Raw genomic sequence first — 24,516 nt, forward strand, 5'->3', positions numbered from 1 at the left:
GATTATCGGGAAAGCATAATGGTGCAGTTTTGTCGGGTACTCAAGTGGCAACCACTGACTCACTCAGCGCTAGCCAAATAGCTCAGGCAGTGTGTTCTTCCAGCTCTCGCGAACCCTGTTCAGTTCAAGGCTTGCGATGTCTTTAATCTCAATAGCTTCGGAGGCTTTGTCCGTGACACCGATGCGAAGCACTGGAACTCCTCTAGCTTCGCAGAGGGCCTGGAACTTCACATCGTCCTCTCGGCCGACACTCACTAGCACTCTGGCCTGAGACTCAGAGAACAGCGCTGCAGTTTGGTCAACGTCGTCGCGCTCCATTAGCTCGTCCAGCCAGATTCTGGCGCCGACGTTAAACCTCAGTGCTGATTCAACTATTGCCACACCCAAGCCGCCCTCCGAGATATCGTGGGCGGAGGCGATTAGTCCTTGGATCGCTGCTCCATGAAGCAGCTCTGCGAGCAGCTTCTCTTTTTGCAGGTCAATCTTGGGTGGGAAACCACCGAGGTGGTTGTGAATGTCTTTTGCCCAGGCGGAGCCGTCAAGCTCGTCAAAGGTGGTGCCGAGCAGGTAGAGGTTGTTGCCATCGTCCTGCCAACCCGAGGGGATTCTTCTGGCTACGTTGTCGATTACGCCAAGGACACCAACCACCGGGGTTGGGTAGATTGCGACGTCACCGGTTTGGTTGTAGAAGGAAACGTTTCCACCGGTGACTGGAATGCCCAGCTCCTGGCAGGCATCGGCAAGGCCCGCGGTGGCCTGCTTGAACTGCCACATCACCTCTGGGTTCTCGGGGCTTCCAAAGTTTAGGCAGTTGGTTACCGCCCTTGGCTCAGCGCCGGTAACCGCAATATTTCGGTAAGCCTCGGCTAGCGCCTGTTGGGTCCCGGCGTAAGGGTCTAGGTAGCAGTACTTGCCGTTGGCATCGGTTGCGAGCGCTACACCGAGACCAGAGTCTTCTTTTACTCGAACCATGCCGCCGTCATCCGGCATTGAAAGCGCTGTGTTGCCCATGACGTATTTGTCGTATTGGGCGGTGATCCAGCTCTTGTCTGCCTGGTTGGGAGATGCCACCAGCTGCATCAGCTGGGTGGCGAGCTCGGTTGCGGTTTCTGCTCTCGGCAGGGTTGAGGAGGAATTGGCGTTCAGGGCGTCCTGGTATTTGGGGTATTCAACTGGGCGCTGGTAAACAGGTCCGTCGTGAGCCACGGTTCTCGGTGGCACGTTCACGATTTCTTCCTCACCCCAGTTGATGTAGAGGCGGTCTTCGGCAATTACCTCACCGATTACATCGTGTTCCACCTCCCACTTCTGAGCAATGCGGTTGAACTCCTTGAGGTGCTTTTTGGGAACAATCGCACACATGCGCTCTTGCGACTCACTCATCAGAATCTCTTCCGGGGTGAGGTTCTCATCGCGCAGCAAGACATTCTTGAGCTGCACCTTCATGCCCATGCCACCGTTCGAGGCAAGCTCGCTGGTGGCGCAGGAGATGCCGGCACCACCGAGGTCTTGAATGCCGGCTACCACGCCGGCATTGAATAGCTCCAGGCAGCACTCGATGAGCACCTTCTCGGCAAATGGGTCTCCCACCTGAACCGCAGGGCGCTTGGTTGGACCGGTTGACTCAAAAGTTTCTGAGGCTAGAACGCTGACGCCACCGATGCCATCGGCTCCGGTTCTAGCGCCAAACAGGATCACCAGGTCACCGGCGTTAGAGGCCTTGGCAAGTTTTAGCTCATCGTGTTTCAGGGCACCAATCGCCAGTGCATTGACCAACGGGTTGCCCTGGTAAACCTGATCAAATACGGTTTCACCGCCGATGTTTGGTAGTCCGAGGCAGTTGCCGTAGAAAGAGATTCCAGAAACTACGCCGTGAACGACTCTTGCGGTGTCCGGGTTCTCGGGGGCTCCGAATCTCAACTGGTCCATAACCGCAATTGGCCTGGCGCCCATGGAGAGAATGTCTCTCACGATGCCGCCAACTCCGGTGGCGGCACCCTGGAAGGGTTCAATGTAGGAAGGGTGGTTGTGGCTCTCGACCTTGAAGGTGACCGCCATGCCCTCACCGATGTCAACTACGCCGGCGTTTTCTCCCATGCCAACCATGAGGTGCTTCTTCATCTCCGGCGTGACCTTTTCGCCAAACTGGCGGAGGTAGATCTTGGAGGATTTGTAGCTGCAGTGCTCAGACCACATCACCGAATACATCGCAAGTTCGGATGAGGTTGGACGTCTGCCCAGAATCTGCTTGATGCTCTCGTATTCGTCCTGTTTCAGCCCGAGCTCTTTCCAGGGCTGAACCTTATCGGGGTCGTTCTTTGCCGCCTCAACGGTGTCGATGTGGATTGCCATTAGCTTTTCACCAGTGCCTTCAGTACTGACTGGAAGAATTTCAAACCGTCGGTGCCGCTGCGCATCGCCAGATCGGTGTCCGGTCCAAAGCCCGCCTCAACCGCGTGCTCGGGGTGGGGCATGAGCCCCACGACATTGCCGCGCTCATTGGTTAGGCCGGCAATGTCGTTCATTGAGCCGTTTGGGTTTACATCTAGGTAGCGAAACACCACTCGGTTTTCGGCCTCAAGCATCTTAAGGGTGTCAGGGTTTGCGATGTAGCCACCCTCCCCGTTTTTCAACGGGATGGTGATCTCATCGCCAACCTCAAAGAGGTTGGTCCAGGAGGTTTGGTTGTTTTCAACCTTCAGTCTTTGGTCGCGGCAGATAAAGTGCTGGTGTTCGTTCCTGATTAGCCCACCCGGTAGCAGGTGAGATTCGACCAGCACCTGGAAGCCATTGCAGATCCCCAAAACTGGAAGTCCCTGACCGGCAAGCCGGATCACCTCTTTGGTCGCGGGGGCCTTGGCCGCAATCGCTCCGCAGCGCAGGTAGTCGCCGTAGGAGAATCCGCCGGGTAGCACGACGGCGTCAACCTTTTTTAGATCCTCATCTGCGTGCCAGAGCGGAACCGGGGTTCCGCCCGCCAAGCGAATAGCTCGCTGAGCATCCCGGTCATCCAGAGTGCCCGGATAGGTGATTACGCCGATCTTCATTAGTCCTCTTTGGTGATTGCAACTACGTCTTCGATGACGTCGTTGGAGAGGAATGAGGAGGCAATCTCTCTGGCACTGGCGAGATCCGCTTCGGTAACTTCGCGCTCAAAGTGAATCTCAATGCGCTTGCCGATGCGAACGTTTGAGATTTCAGTGTGGCCCGAGCGGTGCAGGGCATTGGCTACGGCTTTTCCCTGGGGGTCTAGCAGATCCTGCTTGGGCATGATCTCAACGATGATCTTTGGCACTTTTCCCCTTCGGTTTGCTGGGCTTCCAGTTTCGGGATGGATAGATGTCTCGCGCCGCATTGCGTGAATGTCAACAGTTTAGCGAGGGATTAGTTGGCTATTCACAGACTTGCAGAATGCCTCGTTATCAACAGGAACCCAAATCCCTTTTACCGGTAAACCCCGGGGTCGGTAGCTTGCATTTGGGCACATAATTCTGGTCAAAATGACCTGAATTTTTTAGAATCTAGAAATGGTGAAATTTGTGGCACTTACCGAGGCAAAAGCACAACTCTCAGAACTGATTGATCGGACACTGGAGGGAGAAGAGGTAATCATCACTAGGCACGGCAAGCCGGTGGTGAAGCTGGTGCCCTATGAAAAGCCAAAGCTGGTTTATGGGTTGCTGGAGGGGAAGCTGTCAAAGGACTGGGCGGAAATTAACTTTGACGACAGCAGCCACATGGATGAGTCTTGGGCCGCTTGGAGGCAGAAGATTGAGCGGCTCGGAAATTGAGGTCCCTGCTCGACACCAATGTGCTGACACATCTGCACCTCAAGCCCGCTCGGATAGGACCGCGCACCCGCCAATCTCTCGAGAGTGCCGTGGCCATCTATTTCTCACCGATCACTATTTTTGAATGGCTGCAAAAAGACGATTTCCTAGGAACCAATACGGAAAGGCTCACCAAGTTCAGCGTTGAGATGGGGTTTCAAGAGCTCCCACTCACCGCAGCCGCTGCATTTCAGGCCAAGAGATTTGGAATTCTAAGAGGCAGCGACCCATTGGATTTCTTGATTCTCTCTCAGGCTGCACAGGATGGTTTGGATCTGTTCACATCCGACAGCCGACTTCTTGACCTAGGTCTTGACTTTGTGAGGGACTCGAGTCTGTAGTCACTACCTGGCTTTGCGCAGCAGTCAAGATCGATGGCTTATCCACAGATTTTCCTTTTCAATATTGATACCAGTTTGATACCATTACCGTTATGGCCATGACACTAAGACTTTCCGAATCGCAGGATGAGCTCCTGACGAAAATTGCTCAAGAGCTCAACTGCTCAAAACACCAGGCCGTCATTAGGGCCCTAGAGGCTTTCGATGCCAAAGCGCATAGAGAAAAACAAATTGAATACATCACCAAGTTGGTTCTAGAGCGCGACAAAGAGCTGCTGGAACGATTAGCCGACGCATGACCCAGTACTTGGATTTGGAGTCTGTGATAGCGCAGGTCCAGAGGTTGGGATTTTTTGTCAAGGATCCTGGTCTACTTGACTCGGCGCTAGCAAGGCCACGAACGACAATTTTCGGAGAGGATGCCTACCCGTCGCTCGAACGTAAGGCTGCCGCGCTGATGCATTCGATTATTAAGAATCACCCAATGGTTGACGGCAATAAACGCACTTCTTGGTTGGTCCTGAACACATTTCTATTCATCAACGGCTATTTCCTGGAGATGACTACTCAGACTGCGTTCGACCTGACAATCGGGGTTGCAACTGACAAGCTGGATTTAAGAGCCGCCTCTGAAATCATCGCTCGCCACATGGCTTCAATTAGCTAGCTTCTCGCAAAGCTCTCAATCGGTGGGCAGGTGCAGGTTAGGTTTCTGTCACCGTAGGCACCATCAATTCTTCTAACCGGTGGCCAGTACTTGCTCTTGTGCTGGTCCGGGCTTGGGAAGACCGCCAACTCTCTCGAGTAGGGGTGATTCCATTCGGAAGCCAGGTGGCTGGCCGTGTGCGGGGCGTTAACTAGTGGGTTGTTGTCCTGTGGCCAGACTCCATCTTGAACCTGCTGGGCCTCTGCACGAATCGACAGCATTGCCTCAATGAAGCGATCTAGCTCGTGCTTTGGCTCAGACTCGGTCGGCTCAATCATCAGAGTGCCAGCAACCGGGAAACTCATGGTTGGGGCGTGGAAGCCATAGTCCATTAGGCGCTTGGCGATGTCGTCGTTGGCAACACCGGCATCCTTTTGAATTGGGCGGATGTCGATGATGGCCTCGTGGGCGACCAGACCGTTTTTTCCGGTGTAGAGCAGCGGGTAGGCGTGAGCCAGTCGCTTCGCAACGTAGTTGGCGCTCAGAACCGCAACGGAAGTCGCCGCCATTACACCTTCGGTTCCAAGCAACTGGATGTATGCCCAGGAGATTGGAAGGATGCTTGCCGAGCCGTAAGGAGCTGAGGATACCGGGCCGTAGCTGGGAACTGTTCCCTGAGCCATCGAGTGACCGGGGAGGAAGTCCCTGAGGTGAGACCTGGCAACCACTGGACCAACGCCAGGGCCACCGCCACCGTGTGGGATGGCAAAAGTCTTGTGCAGGTTCAGGTGCGAGACATCGCCACCGAATACACCGAACTTGGCAAAACCAACGACCGCATTGGTGTTCGCACCGTCGATGTAGACCTGACCGCCGGCCTGGTGAACCAATTCGCAAATCTCAACGACGGCCTCTTCGTAAACGCCGTGGGTCGAAGGGTAGGTGATCATCAGTGCGGATAGCTCGTTGCCGGCCTCGGCAATCTTGGCCTTGAGGTCTGCAACGTCTACGTTGCCATCCTCATCACAGGCCACTACGACTACGTCCATGCCGGCAAGCACGGCGCTCGCGGCATTGGTGCCGTGAGCGGAGGATGGAATCAGGCAGATGTTGCGCTGCAGGTCACCGCGAGAGTGGTGGTAGCCGCGGATGGCCAGTAGGCCAGCCAGTTCACCCTGGCTACCGGCGTTTGGCTGCAGGCTAACTGCCTCGTAGCCGGTGATGTCACTGAGCCAAGAGGTCAGTTCGTCGATCAGCTTCATGTAGCCCTGAACATCCTCGCGAGGTGCAAAGGGGTGCAGCGAGGCGAATTCTGGCCAGGTGACTGCTTCCATCTCGGTTACCGAGTTCAACTTCATGGTGCAGGAACCCAGCGGAATCATGCCGCGGTCCAGCGCGTAGTCGAAGTCTGCAAGGCGCTTGAGATAGCGCAGCATGGCAGTCTCAGAGTGGTAGGAGTTGAAGACCGGGTGCTCCAGGTAGCTGGAGTTTCGGTGGTTTACCAACCGATCGGTTGCATCGGCAGCCACTGGAGCTGCGGCTCCAAAGCAAGCCGCCAAATCTGCCAGGTGCTGCCAGGAGGTGCTCTCGTCAACCGAGATGCCAAGGGTTGAGTCATCAACCAGCAGCATGGTTAGGTCCTTGGCCCTAGCGCTCTCGTAAATCTTCTTGGCGTCACTGCTCACCACGCGAATGGTGTCAAAGAAGTTCTCGCTGACCAAGCTGTGTCCGGCAGCACTGAGCACCTTGGCCAGTGCACTGGCCTTGTGGTGGATTTCAGTTGCGATGGCCTTTAGGTTGTGCGGTCCGTGGTAGACGGCATACATACCTGCCATTACCGCAAGCAGCACCTGAGCGGTGCAGATGTTTGAGGTTGCCTTCTCGCGGCGGATGTGCTGCTCGCGGGTTTGCAGAGTTAGCCGGTAGGCAGGGTTTCCCTCGGCATCCACCGATACACCCACCAGACGGCCAGGCATGATGCGCTCTAGGCCCTGCTTGACAGCGAGGTAACCAGCGTGTGGGCCACCAAAGCCCATTGGCACACCAAAGCGCTGGGTGGTTCCGCAAACCACGTCTGCCCCCATTTCACCCGGAGGTGTAATCAGGGTCAGCGCCATTAGGTCGGCGGCTGCAATGGCCATGCCGCCCAGCTCGTGAATGCGATCGGCAGCGGATGCGAAGTCTGAAATGGAGCCAGTCGCACCGGGGTACTGGATGACCATGCCAAAGCTCTGCTCGGTCATCTCACTTGGAGCGCTGAAGTAGCGAATATCAATGTTCAGCGGCTTCGAGCGGTGCTCCAGCAGCTGCTTGGTTTGGGGGAAAAGGTCGTGGTGTGCGTAGAAGACGTTGGCTTCGCTCTTTGAGCTGCGCTTGGCAACCATCATGGCCTCAACAACTGCCGTTGACTCATCGAGCATCGAGCATCGAGGCGTTGGCGGTGGTCATGCCGGTTAGTTCGGTGACCATGGTCTGGAAGTTGATGATTGCCTCGAGGCGACCCTGGCTGATTTCAGGCTGGTAGGGGGTGTAGGCGGTGTACCAGCTTGGGTTCTCCAGCACATTGCGCTTGATGACCCCGGGAGTGTAGGTGCCGTAGTAGCCAAGCCCGATAAAGCTCTGAGTCAGGCGGTTGGTTCCGCCGATTTCACGAAGCCTCGCCAGCGCATCCTCTTCACTGATTGGTGCCGGCAGGCTGCTGGCGCCACGGTAGTGAATGGAATCTGGCAGAGCCTTTTCCATCAGCTCCTCGAGCGAGGAAATCCCCAGGTACTGGAGCATTTCCTGCTGCTCGAAAGCGCTTGGACCGACGTGTCTTAGCTGGAACTGATGATGCTTGGCTAGCAACTATTACTCTCCGATTAGTGCGTTGTACTGGTCAGCGGTTAGAAGTTCAGGTAGTGCGGTGAATCTGATCTTGATGAGCCAACCAGCACCAAAGGGATCCTGGTTTACGGTTTCCGGGCTTGAGGTCAGTGACGAGTTAGCCTCAACCACCTCACCATCCATTGGTGCGTAAAGCTCTCCAACGCTCTTGGTGGATTCAATCTCACCGCAAATCTTCATGTGCGCGGTGTTTGAGCCAACCTTCGGCAGGTCAACGTAGACGATCTCACCCAGCGCATCGGCGGCGTACTGCGTGATACCGACCGTGGCAACATCGCCTTCGACCAGCACCCACTCGTGCTCCTTGGTGTACTGCAGGTTTGTAGGGTTAGCCATTCTCTATCTCTCTCGCTTGTAGAACGGAAGTTTCACTACCTTGTAGGGCACTCTCGTGCCTCGAACATCTGCCTCTAATTCTGAATCGATTGGCAAATCCAAATCGGCTCTCAGCATTGCCATGGCAATCGGGTAACCCAGGGTGGGACTCAGCGCCCCGGAGGTCACCTTGCCAATTGGCTCGCTTCCACCTGGGAGATAAATCTCATAGTCAGCCCTTGCGGCTCGCTTGCCATCGCCAACCAAACCGTAGAGCTTGTGCTTCAGCTGACTTGCCTGTTTGAACAAGATAGTGCGGGTAAAGAATTCCCCTTTGTCAAAGGCAACCACTCGGCCTAAACCGGCTTCAAAAATTGTGATCTCGCGGGAGAGCTCATGTCCGTAAAGCGGCATTCCGGCTTCAAGACGCAATGTGTCTCGGGATGCTAGCCCGCAAGGCATTAGTTCCTCGCCACCAACTTCCAAAAGCTTGCGCCAAGTTGAGACCGAGGCAGCCTCGGGGACAAAGATTTCAAAGCCGTCTTCGCCGGTGTAGCCGGTGCGGGCTAGGTATACCTTTACGCCGTCCAGGGTGGCTTCGGCAATTGAGTAGTACTTCAGGGTGCTCAGGTCAACATCGACCACGCGCTGCAAAATGCCTGCGGCCTTGGGGCCCTGAATTGCAATCAGGCCCCAGTCCTCGGTTTGGTCTTCGAGCTCAACCTTGAAGCCGTAGTCCATCAGATCTTGCATCGCAGTAATGACCGCATGGCGGTTGGAGGCATTTGCCACCACCAGGTAGTCATCCTCGGCAAGTTTGTAGACGATCAGATCGTCAATGACCGAGCCATCCATTGAGCAAATTAGCGAGTACTTGGCCTGGCCGATTTTTAGGATGGCGATGTTGGAGACCAGGACCTGGTCTAGAAACTTGGTGGCCTCGGGGCCTCTCAGCCGCAACTCACCCATGTGGGAGATGTCAAACAGACCTGCGGAGGTTCTCACCGCGTGGTGCTCCGCTAAGTCTGAACCGTATCTAACTGGCATGTTCCAGCCGCCGAAGTCCGTGAAGCTGGCTCCCAGCGCTACATGCTCTTCATTGAGTGGTGTCGTAAGCACCACTCCACTCTACCCCTAAGAAAGGGCAGTTAATTTCTGCCTCAGGGCCTGATATTTCTCGGAAGTCTGGGAAACAATTTCTGGAGGCAAAGCCGGTGGTTCTCCGATCTGGTCCCAGTGTGCCGAAAGCCAGTTTCTGACAATTTGCTTGTCAAAACTTTGATCTCTAACTCCCTGCTCCCAGAGAGCCTTGTCCCAGTATCTGGAGGAATCCGGGGTAAGGACCTCGTCTCCCAGGGTCAGCAGATTGGTTTTGGGATCGTTTCCAAATTCAAACTTGGTGTCTGCAAGAATCAGGCCGGCCCGCTCCGCTAGGGCGCTGGCGGCAATAAAGATGCGCAGTGACTCATCCCTGAGCCGTTCGGCTACTGCCTTGCCGACCAGCTCTACGGTCTGCTCGTAGGTAATGTTCTCGTCGTGCTCACCCTGCTCGGCCTTGAAGGCGGGAGTGTAGATCGGGTGGGGGAGTCGGGCTCCAAACTCCAGACCCTCAGGTAGCGAGATTCCGCAAACCTTGCCGGTGGCCTGATATTCCTTCCAACCCGAACCCGAGAGGTAGCCCCGCACCACGCATTCCACCGGATACATCTGCAGTCGCTTGGCAACCATGGCTCGGCCCTGAACCGCTAGGGGAACCTCAAGTTCGCTACTGCGGTGGTTGGGAGTCTCGATTCGGTCAAACCACCAGTTGGTCATGGAGGTTAGGTTTTCCCCCTTGCCCGGAATCTCGGGCTGCAAAATGTGATCAAAAGCACTCACCCGATCGCTGGCAACAATCAGCACCAGGTGCGCAAAGTTTGGGTCCTCGGGGGCGTAGAGCTCCCTCACCTTGCCGGAGTAGATGTGCTTGAAACCCGCTAGCTCAATCACAGGGCAACCTTCAGGGCAATGTCGTGTCGGTAGTGGCCGCCCTCGAGGGTGATCCGCGCCATACCCTCGTAGGCCAGGGTTCTGGCCTGCTGGAAGCTGTTGGCAAAACCGACAACCGAAAGGACTCTGCCGGTTGGGCTGGCCTTGCAAACCTCAACACCTTCAACTTGCTCGGCAGCGCTGATGCCGGTAACTTCCCGGACCGGAGCGTTTTGCGAGGGGTAACCCTCCGAGGCCAGCACCACTGTCACCGCAACCTCGCTGGTGAATTCGGCGCTCGGCCCAACATCTAACCTTCCCGTGGCACTGCGCATCAGCAGGTCCGCCAGATTGGTCTTGAGCCGGCGCAGCACCACCTGGGTTTCAGGGTCGCCAAATCTCGCGTTGAACTCAATGACCTTGACGCCCTTGGAAGTGACAATCAGTCCGCAGTAGAGCAGACCGACAAATTCAGTTCCACGCCTGCGCATCTCATTGATCGTTGGCTGAGCAACCCGCTCGGTAATTTCTTCAATAAAGCCCTCTGGTAACCAGGGAAGAGGCGAGTAGGCTCCCATGCCTCCGGTATTCGGTCCCTGATCGCCATCCAGTGCGCGCTTGTAATCCTGAGCCGGGCTCAGAGGCATGACGCTCTTGCCATCAGAGAGGAAGAACAGTGAGACTTCTTGGCCATCCAAAAACTCCTCAACCAGCACCCCGCCATCGATGAATCTTTCAGCATGCTCCAGCGCGGCTTCGCGGTCTGAGGTGACAATCACTCCTTTGCCAGCGGCCAGGCCATCGGCCTTCACCACATAGGGGGCTCCGAGCAGGTCCATGGCGTTTTCTACCTCCGCCATTGAATTGCACTGCTGGGCCATGCCGGTTGGAACATCGGCTGCTGCCATGATCTCCTTGGCAAACTGCTTGCTGCCTTCAAGGGCAGCCGCCGCTTTATCTGGACCAAATACTGCTATCCCCTGAGCACGAAGTGCATCGGCAACTCCCGCAACCAGCGGTGCCTCGGGGCCGATGACGGCCAGGTCCACCTGCTCCGACAGAGCTAGCTTTGCGACCTCTAAAGAATCGGTTGCCACGATTTCGGGTCTGACCTCAACCTCTTTGGCAATCCACTCGTTGCCCGGTGCGCAAATAATGCTCTGGGCCGGGGTGCCGGTTCTGATCAGCGCCTTCACAATGGCGTGCTCTCTGGCACCTGAGCCAATAACGAGGATTTTCACCCTTCGAAGTTTAGCTTGGGCCGCCTCCTAGACTTATCGGTTGTGGAGAGCAAACAGGTAAGGCCAAAGACTGAGGGTTGGACCCAGCGCAAAGACGCCGAAGGTAAGCCGCTATTGCAGTTTGCCGAGGTAAAACGCGGCAAGCCTCCGGTTCACCTCGCTGACCTCTCTATAGGCGATAGAACTGAGCGAATCAAAGAGCTCGGCATTGCGGGGTTTAGAGCAAAGCAAATCTCCACCCACTACTTCACCCACTACAGCTCCGACCCCGAGACCATGACCGATCTGCCCAAAGAGGGCAGAGCAGAGTTGGTTTCCAAGGTTTTGCCACCGCTGCTAACCCAGGTCAAGCGGTTGCAAACCGATAAGGGCGACACCATCAAATTCCTCTGGAAGCTCTTTGACGGAGCACTTGTGGAGAGCGTTTTGATGCGCTACCCAAACCGCATTACGCTCTGCATTTCCTCGCAGGCGGGCTGTGGAATGAACTGTCCGTTTTGTGCCACTGGGCAGGCCGGGCTCACCAGAAACATGTCTGCGGCAGAAATTGTGGATCAGATTGTTCAGGCCAACCGCGCTATCCGCGCCGGTGAACTTGGAGCAAATCGCCATGAGGACGAGCGGGTTAACAACATAGTTTTCATGGGCATGGGCGAACCACTGGCGAACTACTCCAAGATCATGGACGCCATCAGAACCATGGTTGAGCCTCAACCCAACGGCCTTGGCATGAGTGCCAGACAGATCACGGTCTCCACGGTGGGGTTGGTACCCGGCATAGAGAAGCTGGCGCAAGAGGACCTGCCCCTAACCTTTGCCCTCTCGCTGCACGCCCCAGACGACAAACTAAGAGATGAGCTGATCCCGGTGAACTCGAAGTGGAAGGTCGATGAGGCTTTGGATGCTGCAAAGGCCTACTACGACAAGACCGGGCGCAGAGTCTCTATCGAATACGCGCTGATCCACAATATGAATGACCACGACTGGCGAGCTCAGCTTTTGGCAGACAAGCTCAATGACCGCGGCAAGGGTTGGGTGCACGTCAATCCAATTCCGCTGAACCCAACCCCGGGCTCCATCTGGACCTCCTCAACGAAGGAGCAGATCAACTCTTTCATTGACATCCTGGACCGCAACGGCATCCCCACCACGCTTCGCGACACCCGCGGCAAGGAAATTGATGGGGCCTGCGGGCAGCTAGCGGCTGCCAACTAGCAATTTCTGTCTAGACCCCCTAGACTAAATGCATGAATCCCGAATCAATTCGTTTTGGCCTTGATACCTTCGGCGATATGTCACTGGATGACAGCGGCAATCCAAAGTCAGCCGGGCAGGTCATTAGAGATGTGGTTGAGCAAGCCAAGCTGGCGGATGAACTCGGCCTCGACAGCTTCAACATCGGCGAACACCACCGCGATGACTTTGCAGTTTCCTCCCCGGACACCGTCTTGGCTGGAATCGCTACCGTAACCAAAAACATCAAACTCGGATCCGGCGTGACGGTCTTGTCCTCTGAGGATCCGGTTCGGGTGTACCAGGCCTTCGCAACCATCGACGCGCTGTCCGGCGGTAGGGCTGAGATCACCGCGGGACGCGGTTCCTTCATCGAGTCCTTCCCGCTCTTTGGCTATGAACTAAATAACTACTCAGAGCTCTTCGAGGAGAAGCTCGAGTTGTTGGTGGAACTACTCAAGGAAAAGCCGGTCACCTGGTCCGGCACCATGCGCGCGGCACTTAACAACCAGGAGGTTTACCCCAAGACTGAGTCGGGAGCCATGCCGCTGCGCGTTGGCGTTGGCGGATCACCAGACTCGGTGATCCGAGCTGCCCGCCTCGGGATTCCAATGGCACTTGCAATCATCGGTGGCGACCCGGCGAGGTTTGCGCCATTTCGCAAGCTGTATTCGGAGGCCCTGGAGAAGTTTGGCCGTGAGCAGTTACCAGTTTCGATCCACTCCCCGGGTCACCTTGCAGATACTGACGAGCAGGCAGTCGAAGAGCAGTGGCCGCACTACCAGGAGATGTTCGGCCGGATCGGCCGGGAGCGCGGTTGGGGTCCGACCACCAAGATGCACTTCATCTCCGAGGTCAACGGTGGGTCGATGTATGTCGGTTCACCGGAGACCGTTGCCAGAAAGATCGTGCACGCAATTCAGAGCGTCGGTGCCAATCGTTTCGACTTCAAATACGCCAACGGGCCGATGCCGCACTCCAAGTTGATGCACTCTATTGAGCTCTACGCAACCAAGGTGGTGCCCAGGGTTAGAGAGCTTTTAGCTCAGGGCTAGCCCGGGACTTTTGTCCCAAAATGTTCGAACTTGTTCGTTTCTGTCTATTTGTGATTATTTCGTTATGTTAATGGTCTATTGAGCCAATTTTTGCGAGCTATCCTCATACCAAAGTCCATCTACAGGAGGTTCAATGTTGAACAAAATCGCCGGTCACCAGGTTGACCGTCGTCTGCTTCTCAAAGGCGCTGCAGCTGGTGGCCTAGGTATTGCAGGCGCCACAATGCTGGCTGGTTGCGCCCCAGGGTCATCCGGTCCAATTTCCTTCGGTGCTCGCACCGTTGACGAGTCTCCAACCATCCAGCTAAAGGGATTGGTTGACGCCTACATTGCCAAGACTGGCAACGAGGTTACCTACAACGCAACTGAGTCAAACGCCTTCCAGAACAACCTCTCGCAGTACCTTCAGGGAACTCCTGACGACTGCTTCCAGTGGATGGCCGGCTACCGCATGCAGTTCTTCGCAGAGCAGGGACTACTCGTAGACCTCTCTGACGTCTGGAACGAGATCGGTGACCAGTACAACGAGTCCTACAAGATTGCAGCAACCGGTCTTGACGGCAAGCAGTACTTCGTGCCACAGAGCTGGTACCCATGGGGTCTGCACTTCCGCAAGTCCACCATGGCTGAGATCGGCATGAACCCAGAAGACCTATACAACTGGGATGACTTCATGGGTGCTCTCGGTGAGTTGAAGGCAAAGGGCCTAATCGGTCTAGCCTCAGCTGACAAGGGTGGCTGGGAAGCAATGGGAACCTTCGACATCCTGAACGCCCGCATCAACGGCTACCAGTTCCACGTTGACCTGCTTGCAGGCCGCGAGAAGTGGACCGATGACCGAGTCAAGGAAGTCTTCCGTCACTGGGAGATGCTGCTGCCATACATGAACACCAACGTGCTTGACCTGGAGTGGGACGGCGCAATGCAGCTGCTGCTTCAGAAGCAGGCTGGATTCTTCTTCAACGGTTCATGGTTCGGCGCAAACTTCCTAGAGCAGAGCCAGGAAGACTACGACGACCTATGGATCGTGCCATTCCCAGAGATCAACCCTGACTACGCTCGCGACACCATCGATGCTCCTATCGACGGCTTCTGCGTAGCGAAGAACGGTGCGAACAATGAGGGCGGCAAGGACCTAGCCAAGTTTGCCGGAGACATGGAGGGTGTTCAGGCCATGCTTGACACCGGTATCCCAATGACCTCCGCTAACAACGGTCAGGACCGCTCCAGCTACGACGCCTTCCAGACTCAGCAGCTTGCTGTTATGAACGAGGCCAAGTACATCACCCAGTTCCTAGACCGCGACACCCGCCCTGACTTTGCCGGCCCAATTGTTGGACCTGCATTCCAGAGCTGGTTCAAGGACCCATCCTCAACCGACTCGATCCTTGAGTCGCTGCAGTCGCAGTGGGATGCTCTACCTGCTCTTTAAGCAGTAAACGCAATTAGAAATCAGTGAAGAGTATGGCGGCGACGGAGACAACTAAGTCACGTCGCCGCCGTACCTTTTCTGGCAGGGACAAGGTAACCCTCGGATTCTTCATCGGAGTCCCAACCTTCATTCACATCGCGCTGGTTTGGTTTCCGGCGCTCGCCACCATTTTTCTCTCTTTCACCTACTGGACAGGTATCCACATCTCGGATATCCAGTGGGCCGGGTTGGCAAACTACGAAAACATCTTTTTTGAAACCCCCAGGTTCTGGGAGGCCGTTCGAGTCAACGTAATTTGGTTGGCTTGGTTCGCATTGATCGCCACCCCGCTGGGCATCTTGCTGGCCTATCAAATTGACCGCGAGATCCGCGGCCACACTTTTTACCAGTCCGCCTACTACCTGCCGGTTGTCCTTTCACTAGCGGTAATCGGAATCATCTGGAACTTCCTGCTTCGCCCCGACGGTTTTGTGAACGGGCTAATGGGGTTGCCCATTTCGGAGGCAATTTCCTTCTTTGGCGATGACCGCTACAACCTCTGGGTGATCTTGGTCATGGCTTCCTGGCGCCACATCGGCTACATCATGCTGCTTTACTTAGCTGGCCTAAAGGCAATTGACATGACGCTGCGCGAGGCAGCCGCGATTGACGGTGCGACTGAGTGGGAAACCTTCAAGAAAGTAATTTTCCCTGCGATGGGACCTGTCAACATCATCGTGATCGTGATCACCATCATCGAGTCCCTCAGGGCCTTCGACATGGTTTACATCATCTACGGTGGGCGCGGTGGTTTGCCCATTCTGGGAGTGCTGGTCTTTGAAAACATTGCCGGAGAGGGAGCCTCCATGAAGGGTGCTGCCTACGCGGTAATTTTGTTCTTGCTTTCGATTGTCCCGATCATCGCTTACCTCCAGCAGCAGTTCAAGGAGGATGTCCGATGACCTCGGTTGTGAAAGACAAGAAGACCAAGAACTCGCAAATCATCAAAGATCGCATCATCTCGGTCTTCATTGGAATCTTTGCTCTGGTTTGGCTCTTCCCGATCGTCTGGACGCTGTTTTCCTCGCTTCGCCCCTACAAGGACATTCGTGCCAACGGCCTACTGTCTTGGCCGAGCGAACTGAACTTCGACAACTACGTTGACGCTATTGAGCGCATGGACTTGGCGCGCTACTTCTACAACACCGCGATCATCACCATTCCGGCAGTCTTCCTCACCCTGTTCTTCGGTTCTCTGCTGGCCTTTGTGGTGACCAGATATTCATTCAAATTCAACGTTGCGATGCTGCTGCTCTTCACAGCCGGAAACATGCTCCCCGCCCAGCTGGTGTTTATCCCGGTATTCAAGATGTATTTGGCCATCGGTGATTTGGTTGGCGATCGCAGGATCTTGTATGACTCCCCGTGGGGCGTGGTGTTGATTCACGTTGCCTTCCAGATGGGCTTTGCCACCTTCGTCCTCAGCTCCTACATGAAGACGATTCCAAAAGAGATTTCAGAGTCGGCAATGGTTGACGGGGCTTCCGTGTTCACCCACTTCTTCCGAGTCATGCTGCCGCTACTTAGACCGCCGCTGGCTTCGCTCGGTGTGCTGATGACCACCTGGATCTACAACGACTTCTTCTGGGCGCTGGTTCTTATGTCCACCGACAGCAAGCGACCAATCACCTCGGCACTTGGTCGACTGCAGGGTGAGTTCGTAACCGACTACAACCTGCTGGCAGCTGGAGCCATGATTGCAGCCGTTCCAACGCTTTTGGTTTTCTTTGTGCTGCGCAAGCAGTTTGTCTCGGGTCTGACCCTGGGCGCCACCAAGGGCTAAGCGCTCACCAAAACCGCTTCGTAGCCTCGCAACACAAAGGTTTGGCGTCGCTTTGGCTCGCTAACCAATTCAATGTTTGGAAACCTTCGCATCACCATGGGTAGTGCGGTGGTCATTTCCATTCGAGCCAGAGGCGCTCCAATGCAGAAGTGGATGCCGGCTCCGAAACCGATGTGAGGGTTTGGATCTCTTTTTAGATCGAGCGACTCAGCATCTCTAAAGACGCTCTCATCTCGATTCGCACTCCCCAGTAGTGCCGCAATCTTCTGCCCCTGCTCAATCACCACGCCGCCGACTTCAGTGGTTTGGGTCGCGGTTCTTTCAAACAGGTGCAGCGGGGCATCGAACCTTAAGAATTCATCCACTGCGGTGGCGGCGAGTTCCTCAGGCTGCGTGAGCAGCAAGTGCATTTGCTCGGGGGTGTTTAGCGCCGCCACAAAGCCATTACCGAATCCATTCACGCTTGCCTCGTGCCCGGCATTGAGAAGCAGTACGCAGGTTGCAATCAGCTCGTGAGCGTTGAGCTTTTCGCCGTCTTCCTCGACTGCGGCCAGTTCAGAAATCAGATCCGTTCCAGGGTGCTGTTTTCTCTCGACCATGAGGCTGTGGACATAGTCAGCAAATTCGCTCGAGGCCCGCTGGGCCGCTAACTTGTCTTCCTCACTGGGTGAAACCTCATACATCTTGACAATCGCTTGCGACCAAGGTCTCAGCAGGTGTTCCTCCTGGGCGGGAAACCCGAGCATTGAAGCAATGACTCTAACCGGAAGCGGTTCGGCAAAATCTGCGATCAGGTCAAAAGACCCACCGGCAAGTTTCTCTCGAGCATCATCGAGCAGCTGGTTTGTGATGCGCTCAACATCCGGCCGCATCTGCTCGATGCGCTTTGGGTTGAACGCCTTCATAACCAGTGAGCGAAGCCGAGTGTGCTTGGGAGGCTCGGAGTCCAAAATTGAGTCCGCGTGCAACCAGTTAAAGGTATCCCACTGTTCGGCCGGAGCCTTGGGTTCAAAGATTCGTCCCAACGAGCGGTTTCGCAGCACCGCATTCGCATCCGAGTAGGTGGCGGCTAGGAAGACTCCCAGCTCTTCACTCCAAATCGGTCTTTGGTGTGAGCGCAGCTCTTTGAGCGCCGGGTAGGGATCTTGAACGAACTCTGGATCTTGGAAACTAAGCATTTTTTGGAAGCAGTTTGATTTTTTCTATGGGGAGGCGGTCAGCTTTGAAGGTATTGACCTTGTCATCGGAGGGGTAGCCCAACGCAATCCCACATAGCAGGTTGTAATCCTTGGGGATGTTGAATTCATCTCGAATTGGCTTGGCCCACAGAGCAGTTGCACCCTGGGCACAGGTGCCGAGTCCGTGAGCGTGGGCAGAGAGCATAAGGTTCTGCATCATTAGTCCGGCATCCGATACCGAGTATTCCCCCAGGCCGCGGTGGGTGAAAATAAACAGTGACACCGGGGCTCCGAAAAATTCGTAGTTCCTCCCCCACTGGGCTCTTCTAGCCTCATGGTCATCTCTTGCAATTCCCAACAGACCGTAGAGCTCTGCTCCAACCCTCGCGCTTCTCGGCTTGAGTTCCGCCGGGTATTTTCGGTTGACCTTGTAATCGCTCTGCGGCAGCCCGTACCTGGTGATAAAGATTTTGATCTTGCCCCAGAGTCCTCCGGCCAGCGCCTTAGCGGCGCTGTCCCAGCGGTTTAGGAGCTCTGTTGAGATTCGATCTCTGGCCTGACCCGAGGCAACCGCAACCAGATAGGGTCGAGTGTTAGACCAGGAAGGGGCCGTCATGGCGTCGGTCAAAAGTTGATCGATTAGCTCCTGAGGAACCGGCGTTGGAAGGAAGTCTCGAGTGGTCCTGCGAGAGGCTACAAAGCTACGCCACTGCTCGGCGGTGAGGTTTTCGGGCACCTCACCACACTACGCTAAAAACCCAGTTCGACCCGGCTCTGCGAGAACTCGGTAGCGGTTCCGGTGAAGGTAAAAATCAGTGAGTTTCTGCCCTTGGGTTTGAGCTCTAACCAAATCTTCATGCCCTCGCGGAGTTTGTTCTCCGGGCTGTAGATTTTGGCCCAAACCTCTCGCTTGCCCTCAAGCCTGCCGTGGTTTATCACCTGATAGGTGACGGTGGTTGCGAACTCATTTTCAACCAGGGTTGGCTCGCTGAGAACCTCCAGGCCATCGAGCTCTTCGATGCTGCCCCAGGACTGCTGAGGGTAGTAAACGGTCTTGCCAAGTTCGAGCTGTGAGACCTCGCGCCGGTTTGCCTCAAGTTGAAATTGAAAGCCCAGGGGAATCAGGCTGATTATTGAGAGCACTACTCCAACCAGCATGCTCACTCTTTGCCCCTTGGGGGTGAGTAACCACGGTCTTTTCATGCTGCCTCTGCTCTATCGGATAAACGCTAGTGCTTGAGCCACGCAAGTGTTCCCAGGCGGTAAAATATTCTTTCACCCTACAAACAGTGGTCGTGAATTCCGCCAGAGGAGCTCACCTCAGCCGGAATAGCTTTCGTAACTGATTAGAACCAGAGGGTAATCTCAAGTGATCAAAATCCACTCCGATGTTCAAGATGCCTTGAACAGCAACCGTCCCGTTGTAGCGCTGGAATCCACCATCATCTCCCACGGACTGCCAAGGCCTCGAAACCACGAGGCAGCGCTTGAATTCGAGCAGATTCTGAGGGACAAGGGCGTGGTTCCGGCAACCATTGCCGTGATCAACGGCGTTCCAAACATTGGTTTGGACGAAGCCGCCCTGGATGTAATTGCAAACCAAGACATAGCCAAGGCGTCGGTCCGCGATTTGCCCATTCTCGCTGCCAAGGGTCTTTCCGGGGCAACCACGGTTGCCGCCACAGCATTTTTGGCTGCCAAGGCCGGGATTCGAGTCTTCGCCACCGGCGGACTGGGCGGTGTGCACCGCGGAGCAAATGAAACCTTTGACGAGTCGGCAGACTTGACCATCGTTTCTCAGGTTCCGGTGGCAGTGGTTAGCGCCGGAGTAAAGAGCGTGCTAGACATTGCGGCAACGCTGGAGCGCTTGGAAACCTTGAGTGTCCCAGTCATCGGATACAAAACCAACATCTTCCCAAGTTTCTGGTTGGAAAAATCAGACTTCACACTCGAGTACCAGGCGGATTCCGCTGAGGAAATTGCCCGAATCATGCAGGCACGCTCAAGCCAGGGCGGCATCGTGGTTGCTAATCCAGTGCCAACTGAAAAGGCCTGGGAAAAGCAAGAGCATGACCGGGTGCTGGCAACCGCCTTTGCTGCTGCCGAGGCTGCTGGAGTAAGGGGTAAGGATGTCACGCCGTTCCTACTTCAGTACATCGTCGAAGCCTCGGGCGGCAAGAGCCTCGAGGTGAATCTCGATTTGGCACGAAACAACGTTTCGGTGGCTGCCGATATCGCAACCGCGTGGTGCCGACTCTAAATGCCAAAGGTGCTGGTCATTGGCGATGTGATTGATGACATTTTGGTTCGCCCGGTTGGGCTGATTCGAAATGACACCGACACCACAAGTGAGATAACCAGTGCTCCCGGGGGTTCGGGGGCTAACTTTGCCTGCTGGCTTGCAAGCCTGGGTGTTGAGACTCACTTCGTTGGCAGGGTTGGGCAAGCGGATCTGGAGCGGCACTCTGAATCTCTCGCTGCCTTTGGTGTGATCCCTCACCTGCAATCGGATTCGATTCACCAAACCGGCAAGATTGTGGTTTTGGTCGAGGGTCAAACCAGGTCGTTTCTAACCGATCGCGGAGCCAATAAATACCTTGACCTAAACCAAATTGACCTTGAGTGGTTTGGTGATGCGCTTTACATTTCCGGTTATTCCGTTTTGGATCAGGCGGCCAAAGATCTCAAGAGTCTGTTTGAGAGAGCAAGGCCTGGGCTGGTGGTTTGTGACCCGGGATCCGCCGGCTACATTGCCGACCACTCGGTACTGGAATTTCTAAACAGACTCGAAGGCGTGGACCTTGTAACGCCCTCGCTGGAAGAGGGCAGAATTCTCACGGCCGAGTCAGCACCATCGGTCATCGCGGGTTTGCTGGCAAGGAGATTCCCGATGGTCGCTTTGACTCTTGGTTCAGTTGGTGTTCAGCTGTCGCAAGGTGAGGAGACCGAATTGGTCGAGGCGATCCCAGCAGACATAGTTGACGCCACTGGCGCAGGCGACGCCTTTGCGGCGAAGTTGTTGGAGCAGATTCTTGGAGGCAACAGCCTGAGCACATCCGCCCAAGCAGCTGTTAGGTTTGCCGCCAAAGCGGTCACGGTTGTTGGCGGTAGGCCAACCTCTAACTAGTTTGACTTAGCGTCAAACTCCTGCAGGATGGCCGCGGTTCCAGAGGCACCAACCCTGGTGGCGCCAGCCTCAACCATGTCGATTAGCTGATCCAAAGTCCTGATGCCGCCCGAAGCTTTGACCCCGAGCTCTGGGACGGTTGTGGCCATGAGCTTGACGATCTCAGGGGTGGCTCCGCCGGAGGCAAACCCGGTGGAGGTCTTCACGTAGTGAGCACCGGCTGCCCTGGACAATTCGCAAGCTCTGACAATTTGGTCATGCGTGAGCTCTGAAGTCTCCAGGATCACCTTCACCAGCGCGCCCTGGGCAGCTTCCACAACGGCGGCTATGTCGCCTTGAACCTGAGCATCGAGACCTTCGATCAGGTGACCGTAGTGGATGACCATGTCGATTTCGGTGGCCCCTTGAGCCACGGCAAGTTTGGTCTCAAAAGCCTTTACGGCAGTCTCATTGGTTCCGTGTGGGAACCCCACCACAGTTGCCAGCCCCAGTGCGGAATCGCCCAGGAGCTGCTTGGCGAGGGTCAGGTCTGAGGGCCTAAAGCAAACTGCCGCCACGTTGGCCTCCAAGGCAACTTCTACCGCCTTTTCAATATCCTTTGCGGAGGCCGCGGGTTTTAGCACGGTGTGGTCGATGTAGCTTGCGATTTGTTCGCGGGAAAAGCCTCGGTAGGTCATGAGCTAAGTCTAGAAGCTGGGCTTGGGGGTGGAATCCGGCAGAAACCTTATTCCCGTGAGATCCTCACTGGTTTTCCACAGCGCCGCAGAGATTTGTAAGTTTCTACTGCGTCGAGACCCTCGGATGTTTTTTGGGTCGCCCCAGAGTTCAAATTTGGGACCGATGAAATCTCCAGATTTCAGATTCGCATCCACCGCCGCCAGGATTTGGGACCTAGCACCGGTCTGAGCATCTTGCGCCATGGGATCAAGTGGGTGGGGGAAGTTTGCCTGCAGACCGGTTCTGGCCCAGCCGGGGTGAGCAGCTATGGACTTCACCTTTGAGCCGGTGAGCCTAGCCCGCAGATCTAGTTCCCTGGCGAAATACAGGCAAGCGAGCTTGCTGTCCGCGTAGCGCTGCCAACGGTTGTAGCTGGCAGGGTTAGAGCCTCGGATTTCTTCGATGCTGGCGGTATTGATTTTGCCTTTTCGGTGCACCACCGAGCTCAGAGAAATCACCCTTGGGTCTCTAGCCTCATTGAGCCTTCCCCAGAGCAGGGCGGTGAGCAGGAAGTGCCCGATGTGGTTGGTGGCCATCTGGGATTCGATGCCCTCGATGGAAAGCGAAAAATCTGGTCCCATCAGCCCGGCGTTATTCATGAGAACATCCACTGGTTGATTCACGTGGTTGGCAAATTCACGCACGGTGTCAAGGTTTGAGATGTCTAGCACCACCTCGCGAATTTGCAGGTTGGGGTATTGCGACCTCAGCGAATCCGACACGTTTATAAGGCGCTGCGCCCCGCGGGCAATCAGAGTCAGGTCATAGCCCTTCTCAGCCAGAGCGTTGGCCGAGGCCAAACCAAGGCCAGAGCTGGCACCGGTAATGATTGCGTGGGGATTCACACCAAGAAGTTACCTCAAAAGGTCTGGATAAACTAATGGAATACCGCTCGAAGCAGGCTAATTTGAAGCTCCCCACGTCCTTGATGCTCAAATTAGGCATACCCCAGATCATCGGTTGGGGCTCGGGGTTCTACCTACCTGCGATTTTGGCTGTCCCTATTTCCGCTTCCCTCGGCATAAGCCAGGACATCTTCTTCTGGGCATTCACGCTCTCGCTTTTGGTTGCAGGCCTGGTTGGACCGAGGGTCGGCAGGGCCATAGATCGATTCGGTGGTCGAAGAGTTATGCCGATTGGCAATATCGTCTTTGCCGCTGGTTTGAGTCTGATGGCAATGTCCTCTGAGGTTTGGATGCTGTTTGCCGCCTGGATGATTACCGGACTCGGAGCCTCGGTTGGAAACTACGACGCAGCTTTCGCGACCGCCGTTCGGCACCTCGGGCAAAAAGCCAATCCGGTAATTGCTGGAATTACTCTGTTTTCTGGCTTTGCATCCAGCATCTCTTGGCCACTCACCAGTTATCTGCTGGCTGAATTTAGCTGGCAGAGTGCAGTTTGGTTCTGGGCCGCCATGCACATTTTTGTTGCCATGCCGATTCACCTTTCGCTTCCGAGGGTTGAAACCCGTGAGGTTCCCGCGGTCACCGGGCCAATCAAAAAAGTTATGCGGCGCAGGTTCAAGCTCGATCCGCTCACCTTGGTATTTGCCCTGATTTTTGCCCTGGAGGGCTTCATCGTGACGGGTATCAACACCACGCTTCCGGTTTTGGTTGGGGGATTGGGCGCGGACACCAACTTGGTGCTGTTGGCCTCGGTGGTGTTGGGCCCAGCTCAGGTGCTGTCTCGGGTTCTGCTGATGCTGGTTGGAAAGTACTTGGGACCGATGCAGATAGCCGGGATATCAATAGTCGCTCACCCGCTGGGCGTCGCTCTCCTGATGATTTTTGGTGAGGGTGCAATTTTGTGGTTTGTAATACTTCAGGGAGTTGGAGTTGGCCTGAACCCGTATGTTCGAGGATCACTGCCGCTTCTATTCTTTGGTTCCGATCGCTACGGCCAGCGCCAGGGCTACATCATGATGCCATCCAAGATTGTTTCGGCGCTCAGCCCGACGCTGATCACCGCCATGCTCATTGTCAGCGCTCAGCTGGCTGTGACGGTCAGCATGGCGGTTGGTGCCATGGCCCTGGTACTACTGGTTCTGCTCAGCACGCTGCATCGCAGGCGGAGTGCGGTTGACCCGCAGTTCAGCGCCGCATCAGGTCTTGAGAATTAGCACTTTCAACCCAGGCCTCTAAACCGCTCCAGCGTCCCCAGCCATCATCGAGGGAAAAGTGGCCCGCGCCGGGGAACAGCGTGGACTGGATATTGAGGCCCCGGTAAAAATCAATGCCGTTGGGCTGCCAGCGATCTTGGTCGCTTGCAACTGCCGATACATCACTGCCCCATTGAAGAACTGCCTCAGCAAGCCCGGGGACTGAGAAGTTCATGGGTTCCCCCTCGATTCCGGAGGCATCAGAGGTCATCACCGGATCTGGAATTGCCACCAGTAAAACTCGATCAAAGGGCCTATTGAAGAGGTTGGTCATCGCACCGTGGAGCCAATTGATGGTCCCGAGCGAGTGGGCGATTGCAATCTTTTCTCCTCCGTCAACCTCATCCATCATGTTGGCCTCCTGACGAAGAAGCTCTTGCCAGTCATTGGGGTTTGGGGTGTCGGGGTTGGGAAACTGCGGATACCAAACCTGGTGGCCCTGGGTTCTGAGTGCAGCGGCAGTAATTCTGAGCCAGTGACCCTCTGGCCGCTTGTTGGTCCAACCGTGTAGCAGAAGTACTTTCTTCACGGTAAAAGGTTAGGTGAAGTTATCCACAGTCTTCAATC

25 protein-coding genes and 1 pseudogene are annotated in these 24,516 nt (G+C 55.6%); 12 read left to right on the forward strand and 14 right to left on the reverse strand.

What is annotated here, in order from left to right; translation table 11 throughout:
* Positions 1-69 precede the first annotated feature (69 nt).
* The 3 genes from purL to purS are packed head-to-tail and all read right to left on the reverse strand — an operon-like array spanning position 70 to position 3,295.
* Positions 70-2,352 carry a phosphoribosylformylglycinamidine synthase subunit PurL gene (gene purL / locus HRU87_RS00375; RefSeq protein WP_173493004.1) on the reverse strand — a complete coding sequence of 761 codons (2,283 nt, stop codon included), beginning with the start codon at positions 2,350-2,352 and terminating at the stop codon, positions 70-72.
* Positions 2,352-3,047 carry a phosphoribosylformylglycinamidine synthase subunit PurQ gene (purQ, locus tag HRU87_RS00380; protein WP_173493005.1) on the reverse strand — a complete coding sequence of 232 codons (696 nt, stop codon included), beginning with the start codon at positions 3,045-3,047 and terminating at the stop codon, positions 2,352-2,354. The genes purL and purQ overlap by 1 nt, the downstream gene beginning before the upstream one ends.
* Positions 3,047-3,295: a phosphoribosylformylglycinamidine synthase subunit PurS gene (purS, locus tag HRU87_RS00385; protein WP_173493006.1), complete on the reverse strand. Its 249-nt coding sequence runs from the start codon at positions 3,293-3,295 to the stop codon at positions 3,047-3,049. Before purS ends, purQ begins: the two co-directional genes overlap by 1 nt.
* A gap of 232 nt (positions 3,296-3,527) precedes the next feature.
* Here purS and HRU87_RS00390 point away from each other — a divergent pair, with 232 nt between their 5' ends.
* The 4 genes from HRU87_RS00390 to HRU87_RS00405 all read left to right on the forward strand — a co-directional run bounded on the left by HRU87_RS00390 (position 3,528) and on the right by HRU87_RS00405 (position 4,838).
* The gene (locus tag HRU87_RS00390; RefSeq protein WP_173493007.1) at positions 3,528-3,791 is read left to right on the forward strand and encodes a type II toxin-antitoxin system Phd/YefM family antitoxin; all 264 of its coding nucleotides are present in this window, start codon (positions 3,528-3,530) and stop codon (positions 3,789-3,791) included.
* Positions 3,788-4,171 (forward strand): type II toxin-antitoxin system VapC family toxin, encoded by a 384-nt coding sequence (locus HRU87_RS00395; protein WP_173493008.1) that lies wholly within the window; start codon positions 3,788-3,790, stop codon positions 4,169-4,171. The genes HRU87_RS00390 and HRU87_RS00395 overlap by 4 nt, the downstream gene beginning before the upstream one ends.
* Before the next feature lie 92 nt (positions 4,172-4,263).
* Positions 4,264-4,470, forward strand: a complete 207-nt coding sequence (locus HRU87_RS00400) for a CopG family transcriptional regulator (protein ID WP_173493009.1) — start codon at positions 4,264-4,266, stop codon at positions 4,468-4,470.
* Complete coding sequence (locus HRU87_RS00405) at positions 4,467-4,838, forward strand: type II toxin-antitoxin system death-on-curing family toxin (RefSeq protein WP_173493010.1); 372 nt, start codon at positions 4,467-4,469, stop codon at positions 4,836-4,838. Before HRU87_RS00400 ends, HRU87_RS00405 begins: the two co-directional genes overlap by 4 nt.
* On the opposite strand, the pseudogene gcvP reads toward HRU87_RS00405, so the two are convergent.
* The 5 genes and pseudogenes from gcvP to purD all read right to left on the reverse strand — a co-directional run bounded on the left by gcvP (position 4,835) and on the right by purD (position 11,227).
* Positions 4,835-7,598: pseudogene (gene gcvP / locus HRU87_RS00410) on the reverse strand (aminomethyl-transferring glycine dehydrogenase). The gene HRU87_RS00405 and the pseudogene gcvP sit on opposite strands and share 4 nt — an antisense overlap.
* 69 nt (positions 7,599-7,667) lie before the next feature.
* Positions 7,668-8,039, reverse strand: coding sequence for a glycine cleavage system protein GcvH (gene gcvH, locus HRU87_RS00415; RefSeq protein ID WP_173493011.1), 372 nt, complete (start codon positions 8,037-8,039; stop codon positions 7,668-7,670).
* Between the two features lie 3 nt (positions 8,040-8,042).
* Entirely contained in the window at positions 8,043-9,137 is a 1,095-nt protein-coding gene (gcvT, locus tag HRU87_RS00420) for a glycine cleavage system aminomethyltransferase GcvT (protein WP_246247279.1), read from the reverse strand.
* Between the two features lie 15 nt (positions 9,138-9,152).
* Positions 9,153-10,004, reverse strand: coding sequence for a phosphoribosylaminoimidazolesuccinocarboxamide synthase (locus HRU87_RS00425; protein WP_425483690.1), 852 nt, complete (start codon positions 10,002-10,004; stop codon positions 9,153-9,155).
* Positions 10,004-11,227 (reverse strand): phosphoribosylamine--glycine ligase, encoded by a 1,224-nt coding sequence (gene purD, locus HRU87_RS00430; RefSeq protein ID WP_173493014.1) that lies wholly within the window; start codon positions 11,225-11,227, stop codon positions 10,004-10,006. The genes HRU87_RS00425 and purD overlap by 1 nt, the downstream gene beginning before the upstream one ends.
* 42 nt (positions 11,228-11,269) lie before the next feature.
* Here purD and rlmN point away from each other — a divergent pair, with 42 nt between their 5' ends.
* The 5 genes from rlmN to HRU87_RS00455 all read left to right on the forward strand — a co-directional run bounded on the left by rlmN (position 11,270) and on the right by HRU87_RS00455 (position 16,769).
* Positions 11,270-12,442, forward strand: a complete 1,173-nt coding sequence (gene rlmN, locus HRU87_RS00435) for a dual-specificity RNA methyltransferase RlmN (RefSeq protein ID WP_173493015.1) — start codon at positions 11,270-11,272, stop codon at positions 12,440-12,442.
* 32 nt (positions 12,443-12,474) lie between these two features.
* A complete protein-coding gene (locus tag HRU87_RS00440; protein ID WP_173493016.1) occupies positions 12,475-13,515 on the forward strand; it encodes an Atu2307/SP_0267 family LLM class monooxygenase in 1,041 nt (346 codons plus the stop codon).
* Between the two features lie 133 nt (positions 13,516-13,648).
* Positions 13,649-14,947 (forward strand): ABC transporter substrate-binding protein, encoded by a 1,299-nt coding sequence (locus HRU87_RS00445; protein ID WP_173493017.1) that lies wholly within the window; start codon positions 13,649-13,651, stop codon positions 14,945-14,947.
* Positions 14,948-14,979: 32 nt separating this feature from the next.
* Positions 14,980-15,888 carry a carbohydrate ABC transporter permease gene (locus HRU87_RS00450; protein ID WP_173494201.1) on the forward strand — a complete coding sequence of 303 codons (909 nt, stop codon included), beginning with the start codon at positions 14,980-14,982 and terminating at the stop codon, positions 15,886-15,888.
* A complete protein-coding gene (locus HRU87_RS00455) occupies positions 15,885-16,769 on the forward strand; it encodes a carbohydrate ABC transporter permease (RefSeq protein WP_173493018.1) in 885 nt (294 codons plus the stop codon). Before HRU87_RS00450 ends, HRU87_RS00455 begins: the two co-directional genes overlap by 4 nt.
* On the opposite strand, the gene HRU87_RS00460 is transcribed toward HRU87_RS00455, so the two are convergent.
* The 3 genes from HRU87_RS00460 to HRU87_RS00470 are packed head-to-tail and all read right to left on the reverse strand — an operon-like array spanning position 16,766 to position 19,111.
* Positions 16,766-17,947 carry a cytochrome P450 gene (locus HRU87_RS00460; RefSeq protein ID WP_173493019.1) on the reverse strand — a complete coding sequence of 394 codons (1,182 nt, stop codon included), beginning with the start codon at positions 17,945-17,947 and terminating at the stop codon, positions 16,766-16,768. The genes HRU87_RS00455 and HRU87_RS00460 overlap by 4 nt on opposite strands.
* Entirely contained in the window at positions 17,940-18,683 is a 744-nt protein-coding gene (locus HRU87_RS00465) for a nitroreductase (RefSeq protein ID WP_173493020.1), read from the reverse strand. The genes HRU87_RS00460 and HRU87_RS00465 overlap by 8 nt, the downstream gene beginning before the upstream one ends.
* Positions 18,684-18,697: 14 nt before the next feature.
* On the reverse strand, positions 18,698-19,111 hold the full coding sequence (locus HRU87_RS00470) for a hypothetical protein (RefSeq protein WP_213086397.1): 414 nt from the start codon (positions 19,109-19,111) through the stop codon (positions 18,698-18,700).
* Positions 19,112-19,316: 205 nt separating this feature from the next.
* Between HRU87_RS00470 and HRU87_RS00475 the strand changes: the two genes are divergently transcribed.
* Together HRU87_RS00475 and HRU87_RS00480 are read left to right on the forward strand one after the other, a co-directional pair.
* A complete protein-coding gene (locus tag HRU87_RS00475; RefSeq protein WP_173493022.1) occupies positions 19,317-20,207 on the forward strand; it encodes a pseudouridine-5'-phosphate glycosidase in 891 nt (296 codons plus the stop codon).
* Positions 20,208-21,074 (forward strand): carbohydrate kinase family protein, encoded by an 867-nt coding sequence (locus HRU87_RS00480; protein WP_173493023.1) that lies wholly within the window; start codon positions 20,208-20,210, stop codon positions 21,072-21,074.
* Here HRU87_RS00480 and deoC read toward each other — a convergent pair.
* A complete protein-coding gene (gene deoC, locus HRU87_RS00485) occupies positions 21,071-21,751 on the reverse strand; it encodes a deoxyribose-phosphate aldolase (protein WP_173493024.1) in 681 nt (226 codons plus the stop codon). The two genes, HRU87_RS00480 and deoC, sit on opposite strands and share 4 nt — an antisense overlap.
* 9 nt (positions 21,752-21,760) lie before the next feature.
* On the reverse strand, positions 21,761-22,636 hold the full coding sequence (locus HRU87_RS00490; protein ID WP_173493025.1) for an SDR family NAD(P)-dependent oxidoreductase: 876 nt from the start codon (positions 22,634-22,636) through the stop codon (positions 21,761-21,763).
* Between the two features lie 35 nt (positions 22,637-22,671).
* On the opposite strand from HRU87_RS00490, the gene HRU87_RS00495 reads away from it, so the two are divergent.
* On the forward strand, positions 22,672-23,910 hold the full coding sequence (locus tag HRU87_RS00495; protein WP_173493026.1) for an MFS transporter: 1,239 nt from the start codon (positions 22,672-22,674) through the stop codon (positions 23,908-23,910).
* Here the strand turns inward: HRU87_RS00495 and HRU87_RS00500 are convergent.
* Positions 23,882-24,478 (reverse strand): RBBP9/YdeN family alpha/beta hydrolase, encoded by a 597-nt coding sequence (locus tag HRU87_RS00500; RefSeq protein WP_173493027.1) that lies wholly within the window; start codon positions 24,476-24,478, stop codon positions 23,882-23,884. The genes HRU87_RS00495 and HRU87_RS00500 overlap by 29 nt on opposite strands.
* Positions 24,479-24,516: the final 38 nt, after the last annotated feature.

Origin of the sequence: Aquiluna borgnonia, from assembly GCF_013283855.1 — a bacterium.
GTDB lineage: Bacteria > Actinomycetota > Actinomycetes > Actinomycetales > Microbacteriaceae > Aquiluna > Aquiluna borgnonia.

What these genes read in the sequence shown, in the direction of transcription:
- purL (WP_173493004.1), bottom strand. Translation starts at nt 2,352, where the DNA reads ATGGCAATCCACATCGACACCGTTGAGGCGGCAAAGAACGACCCCGAT.
- purQ (WP_173493005.1), bottom strand. Translation starts at nt 3,047, where the DNA reads ATGAAGATCGGCGTAATCACCTATCCGGGCACTCTGGATGACCGGGAT.
- HRU87_RS00390 (WP_173493007.1), top strand. Translation starts at nt 3,528, where the DNA reads ATGGTGAAATTTGTGGCACTTACCGAGGCAAAAGCACAACTCTCAGAA.
- HRU87_RS00400 (WP_173493009.1), top strand. Translation starts at nt 4,264, where the DNA reads ATGGCCATGACACTAAGACTTTCCGAATCGCAGGATGAGCTCCTGACG.
- HRU87_RS00405 (WP_173493010.1), top strand. Translation starts at nt 4,467, where the DNA reads ATGACCCAGTACTTGGATTTGGAGTCTGTGATAGCGCAGGTCCAGAGG.
- gcvH (WP_173493011.1), bottom strand. Translation starts at nt 8,039, where the DNA reads ATGGCTAACCCTACAAACCTGCAGTACACCAAGGAGCACGAGTGGGTG.
- HRU87_RS00440 (WP_173493016.1), top strand. Translation starts at nt 12,475, where the DNA reads ATGAATCCCGAATCAATTCGTTTTGGCCTTGATACCTTCGGCGATATG.
- HRU87_RS00445 (WP_173493017.1), top strand. Translation starts at nt 13,649, where the DNA reads ATGTTGAACAAAATCGCCGGTCACCAGGTTGACCGTCGTCTGCTTCTC.
- HRU87_RS00450 (WP_173494201.1), top strand. Translation starts at nt 14,980, where the DNA reads ATGGCGGCGACGGAGACAACTAAGTCACGTCGCCGCCGTACCTTTTCT.
- HRU87_RS00455 (WP_173493018.1), top strand. Translation starts at nt 15,885, where the DNA reads ATGACCTCGGTTGTGAAAGACAAGAAGACCAAGAACTCGCAAATCATC.
- HRU87_RS00460 (WP_173493019.1), bottom strand. Translation starts at nt 17,947, where the DNA reads ATGCTTAGTTTCCAAGATCCAGAGTTCGTTCAAGATCCCTACCCGGCG.
- HRU87_RS00480 (WP_173493023.1), top strand. Translation starts at nt 20,208, where the DNA reads ATGCCAAAGGTGCTGGTCATTGGCGATGTGATTGATGACATTTTGGTT.
- deoC (WP_173493024.1), bottom strand. Translation starts at nt 21,751, where the DNA reads ATGACCTACCGAGGCTTTTCCCGCGAACAAATCGCAAGCTACATCGAC.
- HRU87_RS00495 (WP_173493026.1), top strand. Translation starts at nt 22,672, where the DNA reads ATGGAATACCGCTCGAAGCAGGCTAATTTGAAGCTCCCCACGTCCTTG.